Origin of the sequence: Cardinium endosymbiont cBtQ1 of Bemisia tabaci (genome assembly GCF_000689375.1) — a bacterium.
GTDB lineage: Bacteria > Bacteroidota > Bacteroidia > Cytophagales > Amoebophilaceae > Cardinium.
In genome coordinates this window covers 348,624-367,237 of record NZ_CBQZ010000001.1, presented here as the reverse complement: position 1 = coordinate 367,237, position 18,614 = coordinate 348,624, and the positions used below count along the sequence as shown (strand labels likewise).

Here is an 18,614-nt window from a genome sequence, read left to right as displayed (position 1 = left end):
AATTTTTAGTACTAAAAATTTAATATTTACGTCTCAATAAAGATATATAACCTGAACTCTGGATTAGATTTTCATATTTGCGTATAAAGAAGCTCCTTTGAGTTTTAAATTTAGGTGATTGAAAATTACCTCTAAAAACTAAAGGAGCCAATTATGAATGTAGACAAATTAGTAGAAATATATTATATGGTAGATGAGTTTTTAATAAAATTTATGCCTTATATGGAGAAAAAGCTGTTAACAGAGCCCACAAGAAAACCCACTAGAACTTGTTCTCTTAACTTAAGCGAAATAATGACTATACTAATTGCTTTTCATCTAATAGGTTTTAGAAATTTTAAGATGTATTATATTCATTTAGAGCAATTTCACTCAAGTGAGTTTAGAACATTAGTGAGCTATAATAGATTCATATCACTAGTAAAAAGAACGTTAGTTCCTATGTATTTCTTTACGCATAGTCTTTCTAAGACAAGAACAGGTTGTTATTTTATGGATTCAACAGCCATTAAAGTTTGTAAGGTACAAAGGGCTTGTTCTAACAAAGTATTTAAATCAATAGCTACTAAAGGTAAAACAACGACTGGCTGGTTTTTTGGGTTCAAGTTACATTTGATTGTAAATGATTTAGGTGAAATTATGAATTTTACACTTACCCCAGGTAGGGTCAAGGATAGATTCCCTGCAAAAAGTTTATGCAAAAATTTAATCGGTAAAGTATTCTCGGATAAAGGCTATATCAGCAAAGAATTATTTGAAAAACTTATGGAAAAAGGAATAGAGCTCATTACCCATATCAAGAAAAATATGAAAAATGCTTTTATGACATTATGGGATAAATTAATGCTTCGAAAGAGATCCATCATTGAAACCATTATCGATCAGCTTAAAAATATTAGCCAAATAGAACACTCTAGACACAGAAGCATACCTAATTTTATTGTCAATTTAATAGCTGGTATTACTGCTTATGGGCTAAAAGAGAAAAAACCGGCTATAGCTAATATATATACAACTGGTTTACAATAATTCTAATCCAGAGTTCAGGTATATAGATAAAGTTTAGATCAGTATTTGCTGTTTTTAACAAATTTCAATTTTCTACTACAACGGTCTGGGAATAAAGATTGCTTAGCCTATTTTTCCCATTGCACAAAACTTATCTATTCGAGCTTGAACTAATTTTTCAATAGGCTTGTTGGAGAGTTTTTCTAAATGAGCTAGAATACTTTCTTTAATCAGCGCTGCTGCAGTTGGTAAATCTCTATGGGCACCTCCTATTGGTTCCTTAATCAGCCCATCTATCAAACGAAAATTAGACATATCGTTGGCAGTTACTTGTAACATTTCTGCAGCTTGTTCTTTATAATCCCAACTTTTCCAAAGAATAGAAGAACAAGATTCAGGTGTAATCACAGAGTACCAGGCATTTTCTAACATAAGTACATGGTCACCTATTGCAATTCCTAAGGCACCACCTGATGCACCTTCTCCAATGACAATCGATATAATAGGCACACGTAATCCAAACATAGCTTGAATATTGTTAGCAATGGCTTCTGCTTGCCCACGCTCTTCTGCTTCCACGCCTGGGTAGGCACCTGGTGTATCTATAAAGGTAATAATAGGTTTATTAAATTTTTCTGCCAAACGCATCAAACGAAGTGCTTTGCGGTATCCTTCTGGATTAGCCATGCCAAAGTTTCGGAATTGTCGTTCCTTGGTAGTTCTTCCCTTTTGATGGCCAATTAACATCATAGTTTGTCCATTTATGGTACCAAAGCCACCAACGATTGCCTTATCATCCCCTACAAAACGATCCCCATGTAGTTCAAAAAAATTTTCTGTAATCTGCTGGATGTAATCAAGTGTATAAGGTCTATCTCGATGACGGGCTAACTGAACCCGTTGCCATCTGGTTAAATTTTGAAAAGTTTTCTTTTGTAATGTCTTGATATCATTGGCCAACTTAGCAATTGAGGCCATAAGCGCTGGTGCATTTTGCGCTTTAGCTGCTTCTTGCATCTTGAAAAGCTTTTCTTCAAGTTTAACAATTGGTTTTTCAAAATCTAATAGCATAATGCAAATTTTTTAACCTTATAAAGGAATCTGTTGTCGGATACTAAAAATAAAGGAAACGTTCGGATTTTATATCTGAATGCAATAATTTCATAAAAATATGAACTAGAAGACAAATTAGAAGATATTCATACTCTGTTATAACGCATACTTTTACAGGCTAAGGATATGTTACCTAACGTTTTGGCTAACTCCAACAATCCTAATTTTGGTTCTATTATTTTTTGATGCAAGTTCATAGTAGTGCTTATTTTATATCTATTACAATTTTAACAATTGTAAGATTAAATATCAACTACTACAACTATCTTACTTCTTGAAAATAACCAATGGGGATTAACAGCAAAATTTTTACGTGGCATTACTTGAAATTCATTGTTATCATTTTTTTGATGCACTTCAATAGCTGCTTATATAATATTGATTCTTACAGGATCACATTTTAACCCTATAAGTACTTTCTTATAATATGAATCATATTGGATATATAGTTGACTGAAAAAATAGGACAAGTTTTTATAAATTTTGTTTCCCATTTTGTCCCTTCATTCCGCTACATTTTTAAATATCTAAGATAGACGACCTGCATAGATTTTTGATAATTAATACTAGCATGAAAGCTTTGATAATTATACTTAGTAATGTAACCATTAATACCCTCTTTTAGATAGTGTCGTCATGAAATATTTTGTATATTAGGTTTGTAGTTCGTATTATATTTTTAGATTAATAAGATCAATTATATTCCTAAGATGTCTAAATGGATTCACCGTCATGATATTTCAGACAAAGTATGGTCTATTTTATCACCTCTACTTCCAGGTCAACAAGGAGGTTGGGGAGCTGTTGCCAAAGATAATAGGCTGTTTATTAATGCAGTATTTTGGATTTTACGTACAGGATCTCCTTGGCGTGATCTTCCATCTAGCTATGGGGATTGGAAAAACACCCATCGTAGATTTTCTCGCTGGAGAGATAATGGTATATGGGAAAGGATCTTAGAGAGACTAATTAATAATCCTGATTTTAAATGGCTTATGATTGATTCTACTTATATAAAAGTACATATGCATGGAACGGGTGCGAAAGGAGGAAACCAATCTATGAGTCGAACAAAAGGGGGCTTAATACGAAGCTACATTTGGCCGTGGATGCGTCTGGTATGCCGGTCAGAGCTATTATCACAGAAGGTACCAGAGCTGATTGTAGCCAATCTACATATCTTATTGAAGGGATAACTCCAAAGCATTTGTTAGCAGACCGCGCCTATGATACCGATAAAATCATTAAATATGCTAGAGAAAAAGGTATTGTTCCTGTTATCCCTCCCAAAAAAACAGAAAAATAAAGCGTGATTTTGACAAAAATCTATATAAATTCCGACATCTTGTTGAAAATATGTTTCTCAAAATTAAGCAATGGAGAGGAATCTCCACTAGGTATGCAAAAAACACAGCATCATTCTTGGCAGCTGTCCAATTTAGATGTATCCATCTATGGACTAACTTCTTATGACGAGACTATATAGGTCTTTAATGGTTTTGAAATCATTCATAAAGATAAAATCATATTTTATGCGTTCTAAAAAATCTTTCCATCTAATCTTATTTCTCACATTCCGCACCAAATTTTCCATTGGTTATGAGAATAATATAAAATTGCTTAATTTATAATTAATTTCTAGATAGCTGATTTTCAATGCAAAATTTTTACTCTATAACTAAAAATAAGAAAACATACCATTTTTTTTAAAAATCATAATTCTTATAAAACATTATTAATCAATAGAAAATAATTAAATAAGTAAATATTTTCTGGTGCGGAATGTGAGTTATTTCTTCCCATTTGATTTATTTTAATTTAACGAAATCAATACCTGCAAGAAAAAAACTACTTTTTTGTCCTATTTTTTCAGTCGACTATACTATGGGTATGACACAGTAAACCACTCATTAGATCAAAATACAACATAGGGGAGGTATTACTTGCTTTAAAAACATATGGATTTGATTTAAAAAAATCAATTTTTGTTTTTAAGATAGTTTTTGGAATATATGTCTTCAACTGACGATAAGCCAATGACTTTTTTTCAATCAACCCACCTACCAGTAACGTACACGAAGTACGCTCTAACTGCATAACTTGGACTACAGCTGATAGGTATCCTAACAAGTCATCAGATGTTTTATAAGAAAACAGATTACAATAGAGCAGTTTTCTTTTATTATGGACCACTATGTAGAAATAGTCCTCTGCCAACCAGACAAATAATTCTGCTTTATGTAAGCATTCTATTTGGAATCCCTCTATAATAGCATTAGCTTGGTGGATAATATGAAAATTGCTACCGGTATAACGTTTTCTAAACCAATCTAATACAGAAGCATTTTCTGAAAACACAACTGATATTTTTGCAAATGCATGGGTAAAAGAGATCACTTCATCATGCGGATCGACACCACAAGCAACGTGCATATAGGTAAACAAATCTTTCTTGCTTAGCAACAAATGAGGTATAAGGGTAAACTTTTGATTTGAAATGGATAAAGTAACAGAAACCCAATTTTTTTTAATTAGAAAAAAATCTTGATTATAAAATTGCTCTAAACTTTTGATATAACTCGGGTGGTTTTTATCCAGAGGGAGTGCATATACACCTAGCAATAGGCATGCTTGAGTAGTCTTTTCTATACAACATACCTTAATCAAACCATAACCTATATTAATAGATAAATGGTAGTTGATACTTTTATCGAAATTGAATTTGCTTGGATGAACAACAGAAAGAATTTTTCTTGGGAAAACTTCCATAATCAATCTTTATATGAGCTATTGTTACCTACATAAAAATAGGCCATAAAGTTCCTTGCAAAACCCATTTACCTCCTACCGAGTGGCTTTATATTTGACTTGTGATTTTAGTATATATTATCTGGCTATTAGAGAATAGACAGATTGCAGGATTGCTCCCCTATAGTACCCTAACTTTAGTTGCTATAATAGTTACTTTTTTCAAATGGCCACCTAAACGTAATGTATTTAATTTTTACTTTACACTTACCCAATATAGGAGTTTTTACTTAACTTTACATAAAGTGAATCACTTAAACGCGCTTATAGCATGAAAAAAATAACTTCTATTCTTTTCGCATTATTGCTATTGTACTGGATCCGTAATGCACCGTTCACAAGAGCTTCTACCATCCATCCATCTACGTCTATAGTCAATGAACTAGTTTTTGTAAATATGATAAGAGATCTCGAGTTGCTCAATAGTTGGTTACTAAATAGCTATTATCCTCAAGGAACCATATCCATATTACGTCTTGAAAACCAAGAAAAAATATTAGCACTATATAGGGTAGATGCACAATCTTTCAATCAAAGTATAAAATATTACCTAGAAGATTCTTCAGAAAGGGCACTTGAAGTTTATAGAAAAGTTTACCAGGCTTTAAAAGAACTTTCTATTTAGTTTTTAAATTCTTTATATATGTGCTCCAACATTGCAATTGGTAGCTATGTACGCATTAGAAATCAAGCTGCTATAGGTAAAGTAATAAGTATCAATCTACATAAGGTACTAATTGCTTTTGGGAAATTGCACTTTTATCTACCACTTCAATCTCTTGAAACAGTAACGTTTCCATCATCTATTCGAAAAAATAGACCTTTATCAAATGGTACGATACCTACATCATCTATGCGAGCTGATCCAATACTTGATCTACACGGCTTCAACAAAGCTCAAGCGCTATATACATTAGAAAAATTTCTAAATGATGCACTGCTATTAGGCCATTGTAGATTAAAAATCATCCATGGGCAAGGAAAGGGAATTTTGCGTAGTGCCGTACGGGATTACTTAAACGACCATCCTTTGGTAAAAGGAATAACCCTGCAAAGTCCTGTACACTGTATGGCCGGTATGACTATAGTTGAAATATAGTGTGTCTTTCGTTTAAACCTATTATCTTCGCATATAAATTTTTTATTTAAAATATTAAAACAGCTTTTAAAAATGACCCCTACGATTAATGACTATTCAGCAGACAATATCCAAGTGTTAGAAGGGCTAGAAGCTGTTCGCAAACGTCCTGCCATGTATATTGGGGATGTAGGCATAAAGGGATTACATCATCTTGTCTGGGAAGTAGTAGACAACTCTATTGACGAATCTTTAGCAGGTCATTGTACTAAAATTGGAATTATTATACACGAAAATAATGCCATTACTGTATGGGATGATGGTCGTGGCATTCCGACTGGCATGCATCTCAAAGAACAGAAATCAGCTTTGGAGGTGGTCATGACCATATTGCATGCAGGTGGTAAATTTGATAAAGGTACCTATAAAATTTCTGGAGGGTTGCATGGTGTAGGGGTGTCCTGTGTAAATGCACTATCTGCTCACTTAGAGGTTACCGTATACCGAAACGGAAAGATTTATAAACAAGAATATGCACAAGGCGTTCCATGTTACCCTGTTAAAGAAATAGGTACTACAGAACTACGGGGCACCACTGTTCATTTTAGGCCAGACAGTTCTATTTTTACCACTACGGTCTATAACCTACATACCATTATCAATAGACTGCAAGAATTGGTCTATTTAAATGTAGGGCTAAAGATGCAACTAGAGGATCGTCGTGAACAAGACGAACAAGGCAATCCTTTCCAACAAACTTTTTACTCTCAAGGAGGCCTTCTAGAATTTGTTTCCCATCTAGAGCGTACCAAAACTTCTATTATGCCCACGCCTATTCTCGTAGAAGGAGAAAAAAATAATATAGGCGTACAGGTTGCAATGACGTACAATACAGGCTATTCTGAAACGGTAGTTTCTTATGTAAATAACATTCATACGATTGAAGGAGGCATGCATGTAACTGGATTTAAAAGAGCCTTAACCCGCACTTTAAAGAACTATGCAGATAAATCTGGCTTATTGGAAAAAGCAAAAATAGAGATCATTGGAGATGACTTTCGGGAAGGACTGACTGCTGTAATTTCTGTAAAGGTAGCTGAACCTCAATTTGAAGGACAAACAAAAACCAAACTAGGAAATGCAGAAGTACAAAGTGCTGTAGAAAGCTGTGTAGCTGAAGTATTACATTACTACTTAGAAGAACATCCCAAGGAAGCAAAACTGATTGTTAACAAAGTCATTGTAGCCGCTCAAGCCCGCCAAGCTGCCCGCAAAGCACGTGAAATGGTACAACGCAAAAATGTATTAATGAGCAATAGCTTACCTGGTAAATTAGCAGATTGTTCTGAACGGGACCCTACGCTCTGTGAACTCTTTCTGGTAGAGGGTGACTCTGCTGGTGGTACTGCTAAAATGGGTAGAAACAGAAGATTCCAAGCCATTCTTCCTTTAAAAGGTAAAATTTTGAATGTGGAAAAAGCACAAGCATATAAAATATATGATAATGAGCAGGTCAGAAATATGATCACTGCACTGGGTGTAGCGATAGGTACAGATGGTAGTGAGCAAGCTATTAATCTAGATAAATTACGTTACCACAAAATTGTGATTATGACTGATGCAGATGTAGATGGTAGCCACATTCGTACCCTTATTTTAACTTTTTTTTTCCGCTACATGCGGGATATTATAGAACAAGGGCATCTCTATATTGCCTCTCCCCCACTCTATTTAGTGAAACGAGATAAAGAAGAGCACTATTGCTGGACAGAATCAGAAAAAGAAGAATGGGTCACACAATTTAGCCTTAAAGATGGAAAAGTTGATGCTGTATTTGTCCAACGTTATAAAGGTTTGGGCGAGATGAATGAAATCCAACTTTGGGATACTACTATGGATCCAACACGTCGAAACCTAAGACAGGTAACTATAGCCTCTGCATTGGCAGCAGAACATCTTTTCTCTATGTTAATGGGGGATGAAGTGCCCCCTCGTAGAGAATTTATAGAACGTTATGCCAAATATGCTAAATTGGATATTTAGATTTTGTTTTTGATCTTTATTATATGGATTATGTTTTTAGGGTATAATATTTTACCTTTTATAGGTTTATTAACTTAAAGTGTGTAAATTTAGTCTGGTGATTCAATTTTATTTAGTGTTTTAAACGTTTTAAATTTAAAGTAAATTATGATTAAAAATGTGTATTACCTATCATTAGGTGTCGTATTAGGTGCTATATTGGGTAGTTTAGTCTGCGATGATACAAAGAAAAAAATTACAAAAGCGATCCAAAGCAAGGCAAAAAAGTTATCCGGTTGCATTAAATCGTTGTCTGAAGAAACGGTTCATGCTATTAATGGATAAGCTTACATAAGTTTATAGTATATCATAGAAGCAACTAAAAAGTTACCCTTCTTTGCTTCTCTATTAACCTGAACTCTGGATTAGAATTATTGTAAACCAGTTGTATATATATTAGCTATAGCCGGTTTTTTCTCTTTTAGCCCATAAGCAGTAATACCAGCTATTAAATTGACAATAAAATTAGGTATGCTTCTGTGTCTAGAGTGTTCTATTTGGCTAATATTTTTAAGCTGATCGATGATGATTTCAATGATGGATCTCTTTCGAAGCATTAATTTATCCCATAATGGCATAAAAGCATTTTTCATATTTTTCTTGATATGGGTAATGAGCTCTATTCCTTTTTCCATAAGTTTTTCAAATAATTCTTTGCTGATATAGCCTTTATCCGAGAGTACTTTACCGATTAAATTTTTGCATAAACTTTTTGCAGGGAATCTATCCTTGACCCTACCTGGGGTAAGTGTAAAATTCATAATTTCACCTAAATCATTTACAATCAAATGTAACTTGAACCCAAAAAACCAGCCAGTCGTTGTTTTACCTTTAGTAGCTATTGATTTAAATACTTTGTTAGAACAAGCCCTTTGTACCTTACAAACTTTAATGGCTGTTGAATCCATAAAATAACAACCTGTTATTGTCTTAGAAAGACTATGCGTAAAGAAATACATAGGAACTAACGTTCTTTTTACTAGTGATATGAATCTATTATAGCTCACTAATGTTCTAAACTCACTTGAGTGAAATTGCTCTAAATGAAGATAATACAACTTAAAATTTCTAAAACCTATTAGATGAAAAGCAATTAGTATAGTCATTATTTCGCTTAAGTTAAGAGAACAAGTTCTAGTGGGTTTTCTTGTGGGCTCTGTTAACAGCTTTTTCTCCATATAAGGCATAAATTTTATTAAAAACTCATCTACCATATAATATATTTCTACTAATTTGTCTACATTCATAAGCGGCTCCTTTAGTTTTTAGAGGTAATTTTCAATTACCTAAATTTAAAACTCAAAGGAGCTTCTTTATAACGTGAGTTTCGGATTAGACTTATTGTAAACCAGTTGTATATATATTATCTATAGCCGGTTTTTTCTCTTTTAGTGAATAAGCTGTAATACCAGCTATTAAATTGACAATAAAATTAGGTATACTTCTATGCCTGGAGTGTTCTATCTGACTAATATTTTTAAGCTGATCGATAATGGTTTCAATGATAGATCTCTTTCGAAGCATTAGCCTATCCCAGATAGGCATGAAAGCATTTTTCATATTTTTTCTGATTTGAGTAATCAGTTCTATGCCTTTTCCCATAAGTTTTTCAAATAATTCTTTACTCAAGTAGCCTTTATCAGCAAATACTTTTCCGATCAAATTTTTACATAAGTTTTCTACTGGCCATCTATCATTGGACTTACCTGTAGTAAGAGAAAAATTCATAATTTCTCCTAAATCATTGACAATCAAGTTTAATTTGATTCCGTAAAACCATCCAGTAGTAGTTTTACCTTTACTAGCAATTGTCTTAAATACTTTATGAGCATAAGCTCTTTTTATATTACAAACCTTTATAGCGGTTGAATCCATAAAATAACAGCCTGTTCTCGTTTTAGAAAGACTTTGAAGAAAAAAGTAAAATGGAACTACTGTTCTTTGAACTAGGGATATAAATCTACTATAGCTTACTAACTTGCAAAAGTCATTAGAATGAAATTGTTGTAAATGAATATAATACAACTTAAAATTTCTAAAGCCAATTACATGAAAAGCAATTAATATTGTCATTATTTCGCTCAAAGTCAGTGAACATGTTCTAGTAGGTTTTCTATCTGAAGTAGGTAACAAATGTGATTCCATATAAGGCATAAATTTTATAAGAAATTCATCAACAGCGTAATATATTTCAACTAATTTTGATACATTCATATCCGGCTCCTTTGGTTTTTATGATTATTTTTCAATCCCACAAATTTAAAACACAAAGGAGCTTTTTATACTCTTTTCTTAATTTCTAATCCAAAACTGACGTTTATACGCAAATATGAAAATCTAATCCAGAGTTCAGGTTATTAGTTTACGATTCTTTTAATTTCTATACCTTATGTCTAAAAAGTTATCGTTATATTTGGGAACCATCTTAGGGGGACTTTTAGTATGGTGGGTTATCTCTAACAGACAAAAAACAAAACTTAAGGGAAACAGATATGACGGAACAAAAGGGGCTACTCTATCTATTGTAGCCAAACTATTACTGAAGCGTTGTGTAAAAAAAATAGCTCATATGGTATTACAATAGCTAAAAAACGATAAACAAACAAATTTTAAGAAAGCGTTCCATTATTGAAACCATTATCGATCAGCTTAAAAATATTCTAGAGTAAAGAAATGGTTCGACAACTTAAAATTAAGCATACCTGATGCTGTTGATTACTCATAATACCGCAACTGGTTAACTTTATTCTTCATTGTTTGTCCCTTCCCTTCTCATCCCACCGTACGTTCAGTTTTCCCGAATACGGGGCGGCCCGACAGTCTTCTTCATAAACCTTTTTAAGTTTTCTGCTGCATTGGACCTATTGTTGGACCTATTGTACCAAACTATATAAATGGATAGGTGTCTATCTGGGCTACAAAAGAGGCCAATGCTTTCGCCAAATATTTTAAAAACCCCCCTCCTATCGCGCCATCTATAATGCGATGATCATAAGTATGGGATAGAAACAATTCGTGGCGAATCGCTATGGTCTCTTTTCCCTTAACATGGACCACAGCAGGGCGTTTTTCAATAAGACCTAATGCAAGAATGGCTACCTGTGGTTGCAAAATAATAGGGGTTCCCATCAGATTATCAAAAGAACCAATATTAGAAATAGTGTAACTGGCACCTGTTAATGCATCTGGCATAATGGTACCGTTGCGTGCTTTATCAATCAAAGCATCGATTTGTTGCGCCAATGCAACCAAACCAAGCTGTTCTACTTGCTTCACTACAGGGACCAATAGATTTCCATCTGAGCGGGCTACGGCAAAACCTATATTAATATGTTTCCGTTTAATAATCTGATCGTTTACCACTACCGCATTCAGGAGTGGAAATAGTCGGAGCGCACGTGCAATTACTGCTATAAAAATAGGATTATAAGTCAATCTAACACCATATTTTGCTTCAAAAGAAGTTTTATGCTGTTGCCTCCAGGCAACAAGTTCTGTTACATCGGCACGTATAAAGGAGGTGACATGGGGGGCAATTTTCTTAGATTCCACCATACGATCTGCAATTAGCTTTCTAACGCGATCCATTTGTACCACTTCATCACCTGCTAAAGGGGTAAGCGTTTCACAAAATAGAGGGCCCTCCAAACTACTAGTATGAATGGGTAGACGTTTGTTTATATAGTTTAGAATGGCTTTTTTGGTAACCCGATGATCGCGAGCATATCCGGCTAATCTCTCTAGTTCATCTGCTTGCATGCCATTTGATTGAGCAATATGGCTGGCCAAAGGACTTAATTTGACCTTTTTAAAAGGGTGGATAGGCAGAACACTAGGCTCTAAATGGTGGAAGGCAGCTACTAACGAAGGCTTGGTATTTTCAAAAGATGGTTCATGCAAAACAAGTGGTATAGTTAAAGCATCTACTTCTAATAAAGCGATTGGTGTTCCAATAGCAACTACATCACCTTTTTTTACCAAAAATTTTTTAATTTTACCTGTATAAGTAGCAGGAATCTCTGCATCCACTTTATCTGTAGAAACCCCTAAAAGGGGTGCTCCTTCTATAACAGCTTCTCCCTCTTGTATACACCAATCCAATACCACAACTTCTATGACACTTTCCCCCATCTTAGGTAAGTAAAGCGTTATTAAAGACATATAAACCGTTCTTAAAAAGTTTAAACTTAACTCTCGTTTACTTTTAAGGCTATGATCGATAGTAGATCTTTATTACAGACTTTTTGTAGCCATTCAAACTATATGGTAACCTTAAAAACTACTAAACAACTGTTTTTTACATAAGGCTAAACATAACCAACTGGATTAATCACCCAATAGATTATAACATAATAAATCATAATACCCAATATTTCCACTGTGATATTAATCATAGGATTAGCTGCTACAGAAGGATCTCCATTAAAGTACTTAGCAGCCAATGGAAAAGCTGCTCCTATAAAAGCAGAACAAATAATTTGTACAACAATGCTTAAGGCCACTACAAACATTACCTGGAAAGACCTATTCGTATCGGAGTCTAGACTAGAAGTTAAAAATAACTTAATATAGGTAAGAAAAAATAACAAAGAAGCCAATGTGATGGCAATCCTTAATTCTTTTAAAATAATCCTAACCCAATCAGATAGTGACACCTGGCCACGATTTAAGGCTTGTAGTACTACGGAAGCAACTTGACTTCCTACATTTCCTCCAGTATCTGTAATCATACTCAAATAGAAAATCAAATTAAACTGGGTAAAGAAGGCACTTTTAGTATGCATAAAAGTATGGCCAACGATACTAGCCATAAATACCAATACAATCCATTTGATTCTTTTTTTAAGATGTTGTAAGGTGGAGACTTTTAGATAATTGGGTGCATCTTCTTCTGAAGTAATACCCATAAATCGATCCATATCCTCAACTTGCTCTGCTCTGATAATATCTATGGCATCATCATAACTTACAATACCTACAATTTGTCCTTCTTGATTTAGAATAGGAATGGCAACTAAATCATACTGTTCAATTTTTTTAGCCACTACTTCTTTATCTTCATCAACCGTGGCATATACAAAATTTACCTTAAGAATTGTCTCTATCTTTTCTTTTGGAACATGCATCACCAAATCTTTCAAGGAAACAAAACCCACTAGCCGCATTTTCTCATCTACTACATAGATGTAATAAAGCATTTTTTTAGAAGGTGCATCTTCACGAATTTTATCAATAGCTTCTTCTACAGTCATTGAATTTAAGACTGTAGCAAAATCCGTATTCATTATACCTCCTGCCGTATCTGGTAAATAGGCATTTAGCATAATCACATCTTCTCTAATCTTTCTATTTAGATAGGGAAGTAAATGGGCATGCTCTTTACTGCTCAGTCGTTGGTAAAAATCAACGCGCAAGTCAGAAGGCATACAAGAAAAAATTTTTGCAAAAGTGCTTTTAGGAATACTATAGTAGAGTTGCATTTGCAAGGCATTGTCGTTAAATAACGCAAATACTTCTCCTTGTCTTGTAATAGACAAATTGCTAAAAATTGTCCGTACCAAATCAAAAGCTTGTTTTTCTAAGAACTCAGCTACCTCTATAGGCGATGCATGTTCCAAACAATAGATCAGACGCTTCTCTTGCTGCTGTTTGAGTAACCGCATCCACTTAAAAAACTTATTTTCTCCTTTTAGTTTCATAATCTGAGTTTTTGGTTCCATATGGCACAACCATGTTTAACAATCCTAGATGAGAAAATAGATTGCTAAAAACCTTAAAAGCAGGAGAACAGCCAAAGCGTTTATACCATAAACAAAAAGATATAAACCTTAAACTAAAACATTAGGCTCCAGATATTTTAACCACAAGTAGCATCAAGAAGTAGATTTTAACGAAAGGTAAAGTTAGAGAATCTGAAGTAAATTGCCAATAAGTAGATTATAAATCTATAAAGGTCTTTTGAAAAGATTGTGTAAGTAATATTACTGATTTATTTTTTGGGATTCAAAGGTATTTTTATTTATATTTATTGATTATGAAAAATTTTACTAAATGGCTAGAGCCGTTTTCTAGATTTTCTAGATGGCTTTGTTGCTTTTTTATTGGTATATATCAGTATTGCATTGCCCCTTTGTTGCCTCCTATGTGCCGCTTTTACCCTAGTTGTTCTTGTTATGCAAAAGCGGCATTTGCTAAATATGGTCTTCGAAAAGGGGCCTTGCTTACCCTACGTAGGCTCCTCTCTTGTCATCCCTGGGGGAATAGTGGCTACGATCCATTAGATTGATTTTTTAGTTGAATAACCAAATTTTTTTAGCAACCATCGACTTTTACGCCAGTTTGGGGTAACTTTGATATGCAGTGCTAGAAATATCTGCTTCTGAAAAAACTTTTCTAATGCTTCTCTGGCTGCTGTGCCTAGCATTTTTAATGCATCTCCCTTTTGGCCTATTATAATCCCCTTTTGAGTAGGGCGTTCTACATGTATAATAGATTGAATTTTAATCAAGTTATCGGTTTCTTTAAAATGGTCTATTCCTACTTCTACACTGTAGGGTATTTCTTGGCGGTATTGGTCTAGAATTTTTTCACGTATGATTTCTTGTACAAAAAAACGCTCAGGCTTATCTGTGAGGGTTGCTTCTGGATAATAAGGAGGATGGTTGGGTAATTGTTCAATGATTTGTTGCACAAGCGGGTCTATGTTTTCTTTTTTTAGCGCTGATATAGGTAGAATGGGTACGCCTGGTTTATGGTTGCGCCAATAGGCCATTGCCACATTCAGCTGGTTGGCTGTAATTAAATCAACTTTATTGAGTACCAATATAATTGGTTTTCTAGTATAGTTTTCATCAACCGACGGAAGAAGGACTAGATCTTTTACATCTACCACCCAGATGATCAAGTCGGCATCTGCACGAGCAACTTTTACAGCCTCCATCATGGCAGTTTGTAGAGGATAGGCAGGTGTAATAACACCTGGCGTATCTATATAAATAATTTGAAGGTTTTTTTCAGAAACGATCCCATGGAGTTTATGACGGGTCGTTTGTGCTTTCGAATGGGTAACGGCCAAACGTTCACCTACTAGTAGGTTCATTAAAGTAGATTTTCCAGCATTAGGTTTCCCCATAATGGCTACAAAACCAGATTTATAATCGCTTTTGTCTGCATGCATAAGAATAATATATTTGCAATGTTACAAAAAAATATATAAACTTGTACTAGTTCAAGCAACTTAAGCTAGATTAGATCATTTTTATTGCTTAAATGCATAAAAATTTTATCGCGGGGTGGAGCAGTTGGTAGCTCGTCGGGCTCATAACCCGAAGGTCATAGGTTCGAGTCCTATCCCCGCTACTTTCCCTTCTTTACTTGTTTTTCTTTATTGTATAGATGCTGATTGGCAACCATTTCTAATCCAGTTGAATACTTATTGTCATAGTAGGCGTTATTGATAGACTGCTAAGGTCATAAAGACAAAGTTCAATCTAAATTAAAGTGTTGTATGGCTTCCTATGCGTAAGGTTATTAACTGCTCTTTAAAACCACAGTTATTATGCTTTCCTTTGCTAAAAATAAAAAAGCATCTACGACTCTATCAAGCTTTATTTTTGGCTGTAAAGCCGTTGTAGAGACCATACGTGCGGGCCGAACCATTGAAAAAGTTTTTTTCCAAAAAAATAAAATCAGATCCTCAAAGGAGGTATACAACCTTGTATGCAAATATGAAATTCCTTTTAGCTATGTGCCTATTCAAAAGTTAGACCGGATGGCGCGTGGCAACCATCAAGGTGTTGTAGCAGTTTTATCACCTGTTGGGTTCACCCCTTTAGATCAAGTGGTTCAGGCTACTTTTGAAAAAGGTAAAGCACCTTTAATCGTTGTACTCGATGGGGTAACAGATGTCCATAATATAGGTGCAATTGCCCGTACTGCGCTTTGTATGGGAGCGGATGCTTTGGTTTTACCTACGAAAGGTAGTGCCATGCTAGCAGGTGCCGCTATGAAAACCTCAGCAGGTGCATTGGCCACATTGGCCATCTGTCGGGTAACTGATTTGGGAAAGGCGCTGCGTTATTTACAAGAAAGTGGCTTAAATATATTGGCTTGTGATGCCCAAGCCAAGAAAGTACTTCATACAGTGGACTGTAAACTGCCTATTGCACTTATTTTAGGTGGAGAAGAGGTAGGTATAGGTAGAAAACATTTAAGTGAAGCTACCCATCATATTTGTATTCCCATGCAAGGCCCTATTGCTTCTTTTAATGTCTCGGTAGCAGCTGGTATAATTCTTTATGAAGTATTTCGGCAACGATTTTTATAATATATTGTGGGCAAATATAAGTTAATTACATTAATTTAAAAAATTTTTCGTTTAACCAGCTCATGGCGTTACCACTTAAAAAGAACAAAAAGACTCCTTTGAAAAGCTTCCGGGCAAGAAAGCCCTTCTGAATCTTTTAAGTAGACTACTATCAGTTGAAAGAGCTATTCTAAATGGCTTTAGTTTGTATTGTATATGCATTCATTCCAAATCTACTATGATGATTAGTCCATCAACCATTCAACTCGTCCAGCGTACCGCTTGTATTGAAGAAATAATTGCTGATTTTGTACCCCTTAAAAAAAAAGGACAAAATTTCTGGGCTTGTTGTCCTTTTCATCACGAACAGACTCCTTCTTTTTCAGTATCACCCATAAAAGGATTTTACAAATGTTTCGGATGTGATGCTGCAGGAGATGTTATAACGTTTATACAGCAGATAGAAGGAGTCTCCTTTATAGAAGCGCTTACTTATCTTGCCCAAAGGTATGGGATACCGATTACACCAAATTCAGATGATACAATTGGTATTCAGAATTATAAATCCAAAGAAAGTCTCTATATTTTATTGAATTTGGCTAGAGATTATTACACAGCATTGCTGTGGAACCATACAGAAGCTGCTAAAGTAGCCTTGCCCTATTTGGAACAACGGGCCATTTCATCTGTAATAGCAAAAAAATTTGCATTAGGCTACAGCCTTGATCGGTGGAACGGATTCTATACCTTTGCTATAGCGAAAGGAATCAGCCTAGAGTTATTGATTGGAGCAGGATTGGTAATCAAAAATGGAGACAAAATTTATGACCGTTTTCGGGGGAGATTGATGTTCCCAATTCACAATGGTGTTGGGCAAGTAGTGGCATTTGGTGCACGGCATATGGCTACTGCTGTAGATGGTCCTAAATATATCAATTCATCTGAAACCTGCGTATACCAAAAGAGTAGTTTATTATATGGTCTTTCTTTCGCCAAGCGCTCCATTAAACAAACCAACCACTGTTACCTAGTAGAAGGGTATACCGATGTATTAGCCTTTCATAAAGCAGGTGTAGAACAAGTAGTCGCTTCTGCTGGTACGGCCCTTACTGAAGGTCAGATAGAGGCTTTACGTCGGTTGACTACTAAGGTTACACTAATTTTTGATGGCGATCAAGCGGGTATTCAAGCTACTTTTCGTGGGATAGACAAATTATTAGCGCAGGGGTTAGACGTAAAAGTCATCTTGTTACCTGCAGGAGAAGATCCAGATAGTTACCTCCGAAAAGTAGGCACAGATGGCTTTAAGCATTATATCCATTGCACCGCTCAAGACTTTGTGACCTTTAAAGCTAATATCCTACTGAACCAGTCTACTGAACAAAATCCAGTGGAACAAGCAAAGGCTATACGCGCAGTAGTGCAAAGCATTGTAGCTATTCCAGATGAAATAACACGCACCCTATTTCTTAAAAAATGTAGCCAACTCTTTTCTATAGAAGAAGCAGTGCTTTTTAGCACGTATCATACATTACAGCATCAAAGTACTGAAGTACAGCCACAAAAAAACAAGCTTCCCAAACATCATAGTACCGCAAAAAATAAGCCATACGTAGACCGGAAAAACATTCCTTTTATCAGCAAACTCACAGCAAGTATTGAAGCATATGAGCGGGAAATTATACGTATTCTGCTGACCTATGGTAGCACTACTCTAGCGGAAGGGAAACCATTGTATGCATATATACTATTAGAATTAGAAGATGTAGTTTTTAGATCTAGCGATTGCAAAATTCTTTTTGATTATTGTCAAACTGTATTTAAGCAGGGCGGATGCGTGGATATGCAGTGTTGTTTGGATAGTACAGAATCATCCATTAGAAAAATAGCCATTGATGTAGCCGCTCCTCTCCATGACATTAGTGAAGCATGGATCAAAAAATATAGTATTTATACTACAGAAGAGGCTCAAAATGTATATCAAATGAGTTTAGAAGTTATCCTTAGGCTAAAAATTCGTTTGGTACAAGAACTTATTGAGCAAAATAGAGAAGCACTTAAAAAAGAATTATCGGCAGATGAAGAAACCCATCTATTACAAGTCCACCAATCACTTAAGGATACAGAGTGCCATATCGCCAAACAGTTGGGTACAGTGGTCGCACAATAAAAACGGACGCTTAAGACTATTATTTATTTTCTTAGATTTCATCCTTATTT

15 protein-coding genes, 1 tRNA gene and 1 pseudogene are annotated in these 18,614 nt (G+C 34.8%); 10 read left to right on the top strand and 7 right to left on the bottom strand.

Going from position 1 to position 18,614, the window contains the following annotated elements; translation table 11 throughout:
- The first annotated feature begins 153 nt into the window (after nucleotides 1-153).
- Nucleotides 154-1,029 carry an IS982-like element ISCca1 family transposase gene (locus tag CHV_RS01675; RefSeq protein ID WP_034576682.1) on the top strand — a complete coding sequence of 292 codons (876 nt, stop codon included), beginning with the start codon at nucleotides 154-156 and terminating at the stop codon, nucleotides 1,027-1,029.
- 102 nt (nucleotides 1,030-1,131) lie between these two features.
- On the opposite strand, the gene CHV_RS01670 is transcribed toward CHV_RS01675, so the two are convergent.
- Entirely contained in the window at nucleotides 1,132-2,079 is a 948-nt protein-coding gene (locus tag CHV_RS01670; RefSeq protein ID WP_034576681.1) for an acetyl-CoA carboxylase carboxyltransferase subunit alpha, read from the bottom strand.
- 752 nt (nucleotides 2,080-2,831) lie between these two features.
- Between CHV_RS01670 and CHV_RS05180 the strand changes: the two are divergent.
- Nucleotides 2,832-3,594: pseudogene (locus CHV_RS05180) on the top strand (IS5 family transposase).
- A 396-nt stretch (nucleotides 3,595-3,990) separates the two neighbouring features.
- Here the strand turns inward: CHV_RS05180 and CHV_RS01655 are convergent.
- Entirely contained in the window at nucleotides 3,991-4,890 is a 900-nt protein-coding gene (locus tag CHV_RS01655) for a DUF3822 family protein (protein WP_034576680.1), read from the bottom strand.
- A gap of 310 nt (nucleotides 4,891-5,200) precedes the next feature.
- Here CHV_RS01655 and CHV_RS01645 point away from each other — a divergent pair, with 310 nt between their 5' ends.
- The 4 genes from CHV_RS01645 to CHV_RS05540 all read left to right on the top strand — a co-directional run bounded on the left by CHV_RS01645 (nucleotide 5,201) and on the right by CHV_RS05540 (nucleotide 8,374).
- Nucleotides 5,201-5,554 carry a DUF4296 domain-containing protein gene (locus CHV_RS01645; RefSeq protein ID WP_034576676.1) on the top strand — a complete coding sequence of 118 codons (354 nt, stop codon included), beginning with the start codon at nucleotides 5,201-5,203 and terminating at the stop codon, nucleotides 5,552-5,554.
- Between the two features lie 18 nt (nucleotides 5,555-5,572).
- Nucleotides 5,573-6,028: a Smr/MutS family protein gene (locus tag CHV_RS01640; protein ID WP_034576673.1), complete on the top strand. Its 456-nt coding sequence runs from the start codon at nucleotides 5,573-5,575 to the stop codon at nucleotides 6,026-6,028.
- Between the two features lie 72 nt (nucleotides 6,029-6,100).
- Nucleotides 6,101-8,050, top strand: coding sequence for a DNA topoisomerase (ATP-hydrolyzing) subunit B (gene gyrB, locus CHV_RS01635; protein WP_034576671.1), 1,950 nt, complete (start codon nucleotides 6,101-6,103; stop codon nucleotides 8,048-8,050).
- Nucleotides 8,051-8,197: 147 nt separating this feature from the next.
- Nucleotides 8,198-8,374, top strand: a complete 177-nt coding sequence (locus CHV_RS05540) for a hypothetical protein (protein ID WP_156933585.1) — start codon at nucleotides 8,198-8,200, stop codon at nucleotides 8,372-8,374.
- Between the two features lie 86 nt (nucleotides 8,375-8,460).
- Here CHV_RS05540 and CHV_RS01630 read toward each other — a convergent pair whose 3' ends face one another.
- From CHV_RS01630 to mgtE, 4 genes are all read right to left on the bottom strand, one after another.
- The gene (locus CHV_RS01630; RefSeq protein WP_034576669.1) at nucleotides 8,461-9,336 is read right to left on the bottom strand and encodes an IS982 family transposase; all 876 of its coding nucleotides are present in this window, start codon (nucleotides 9,334-9,336) and stop codon (nucleotides 8,461-8,463) included.
- 91 nt (nucleotides 9,337-9,427) lie between these two features.
- Entirely contained in the window at nucleotides 9,428-10,303 is an 876-nt protein-coding gene (locus CHV_RS01625) for an IS982-like element ISCca4 family transposase (RefSeq protein WP_034576665.1), read from the bottom strand.
- Nucleotides 10,304-10,975: 672 nt separating this feature from the next.
- A complete protein-coding gene (locus CHV_RS01615) occupies nucleotides 10,976-12,250 on the bottom strand; it encodes a dihydrolipoamide acetyltransferase family protein (RefSeq protein WP_034576661.1) in 1,275 nt (424 codons plus the stop codon).
- A gap of 146 nt (nucleotides 12,251-12,396) precedes the next feature.
- Nucleotides 12,397-13,809 (bottom strand): magnesium transporter, encoded by a 1,413-nt coding sequence (mgtE, locus tag CHV_RS01610; RefSeq protein ID WP_223245661.1) that lies wholly within the window; start codon nucleotides 13,807-13,809, stop codon nucleotides 12,397-12,399.
- Between the two features lie 314 nt (nucleotides 13,810-14,123).
- On the opposite strand from mgtE, the gene yidD reads away from it, so the two are divergent.
- Nucleotides 14,124-14,375, top strand: a complete 252-nt coding sequence (gene yidD, locus CHV_RS01605; protein WP_034576658.1) for a membrane protein insertion efficiency factor YidD — start codon at nucleotides 14,124-14,126, stop codon at nucleotides 14,373-14,375.
- On the opposite strand, the gene era is transcribed toward yidD, so the two are convergent.
- A complete protein-coding gene (era, locus tag CHV_RS01600) occupies nucleotides 14,367-15,266 on the bottom strand; it encodes a GTPase Era (RefSeq protein ID WP_034576656.1) in 900 nt (299 codons plus the stop codon). The two genes, yidD and era, sit on opposite strands and share 9 nt — an antisense overlap.
- 109 nt (nucleotides 15,267-15,375) lie before the next feature.
- Between era and CHV_RS01595 the strand changes: the two genes are divergently transcribed.
- The 3 genes from CHV_RS01595 to dnaG all read left to right on the top strand — a co-directional run bounded on the left by CHV_RS01595 (nucleotide 15,376) and on the right by dnaG (nucleotide 18,564).
- Nucleotides 15,376-15,448: transfer RNA gene (locus tag CHV_RS01595), tRNA-Met, on the top strand.
- Between the two features lie 199 nt (nucleotides 15,449-15,647).
- Nucleotides 15,648-16,415, top strand: coding sequence for a 23S rRNA (guanosine(2251)-2'-O)-methyltransferase RlmB (rlmB, locus tag CHV_RS01590; RefSeq protein ID WP_034576655.1), 768 nt, complete (start codon nucleotides 15,648-15,650; stop codon nucleotides 16,413-16,415).
- Nucleotides 16,416-16,632: 217 nt separating this feature from the next.
- On the top strand, nucleotides 16,633-18,564 hold the full coding sequence (dnaG, locus tag CHV_RS01585) for a DNA primase (protein ID WP_034576653.1): 1,932 nt from the start codon (nucleotides 16,633-16,635) through the stop codon (nucleotides 18,562-18,564).
- Nucleotides 18,565-18,614 lie beyond the last annotated feature (50 nt).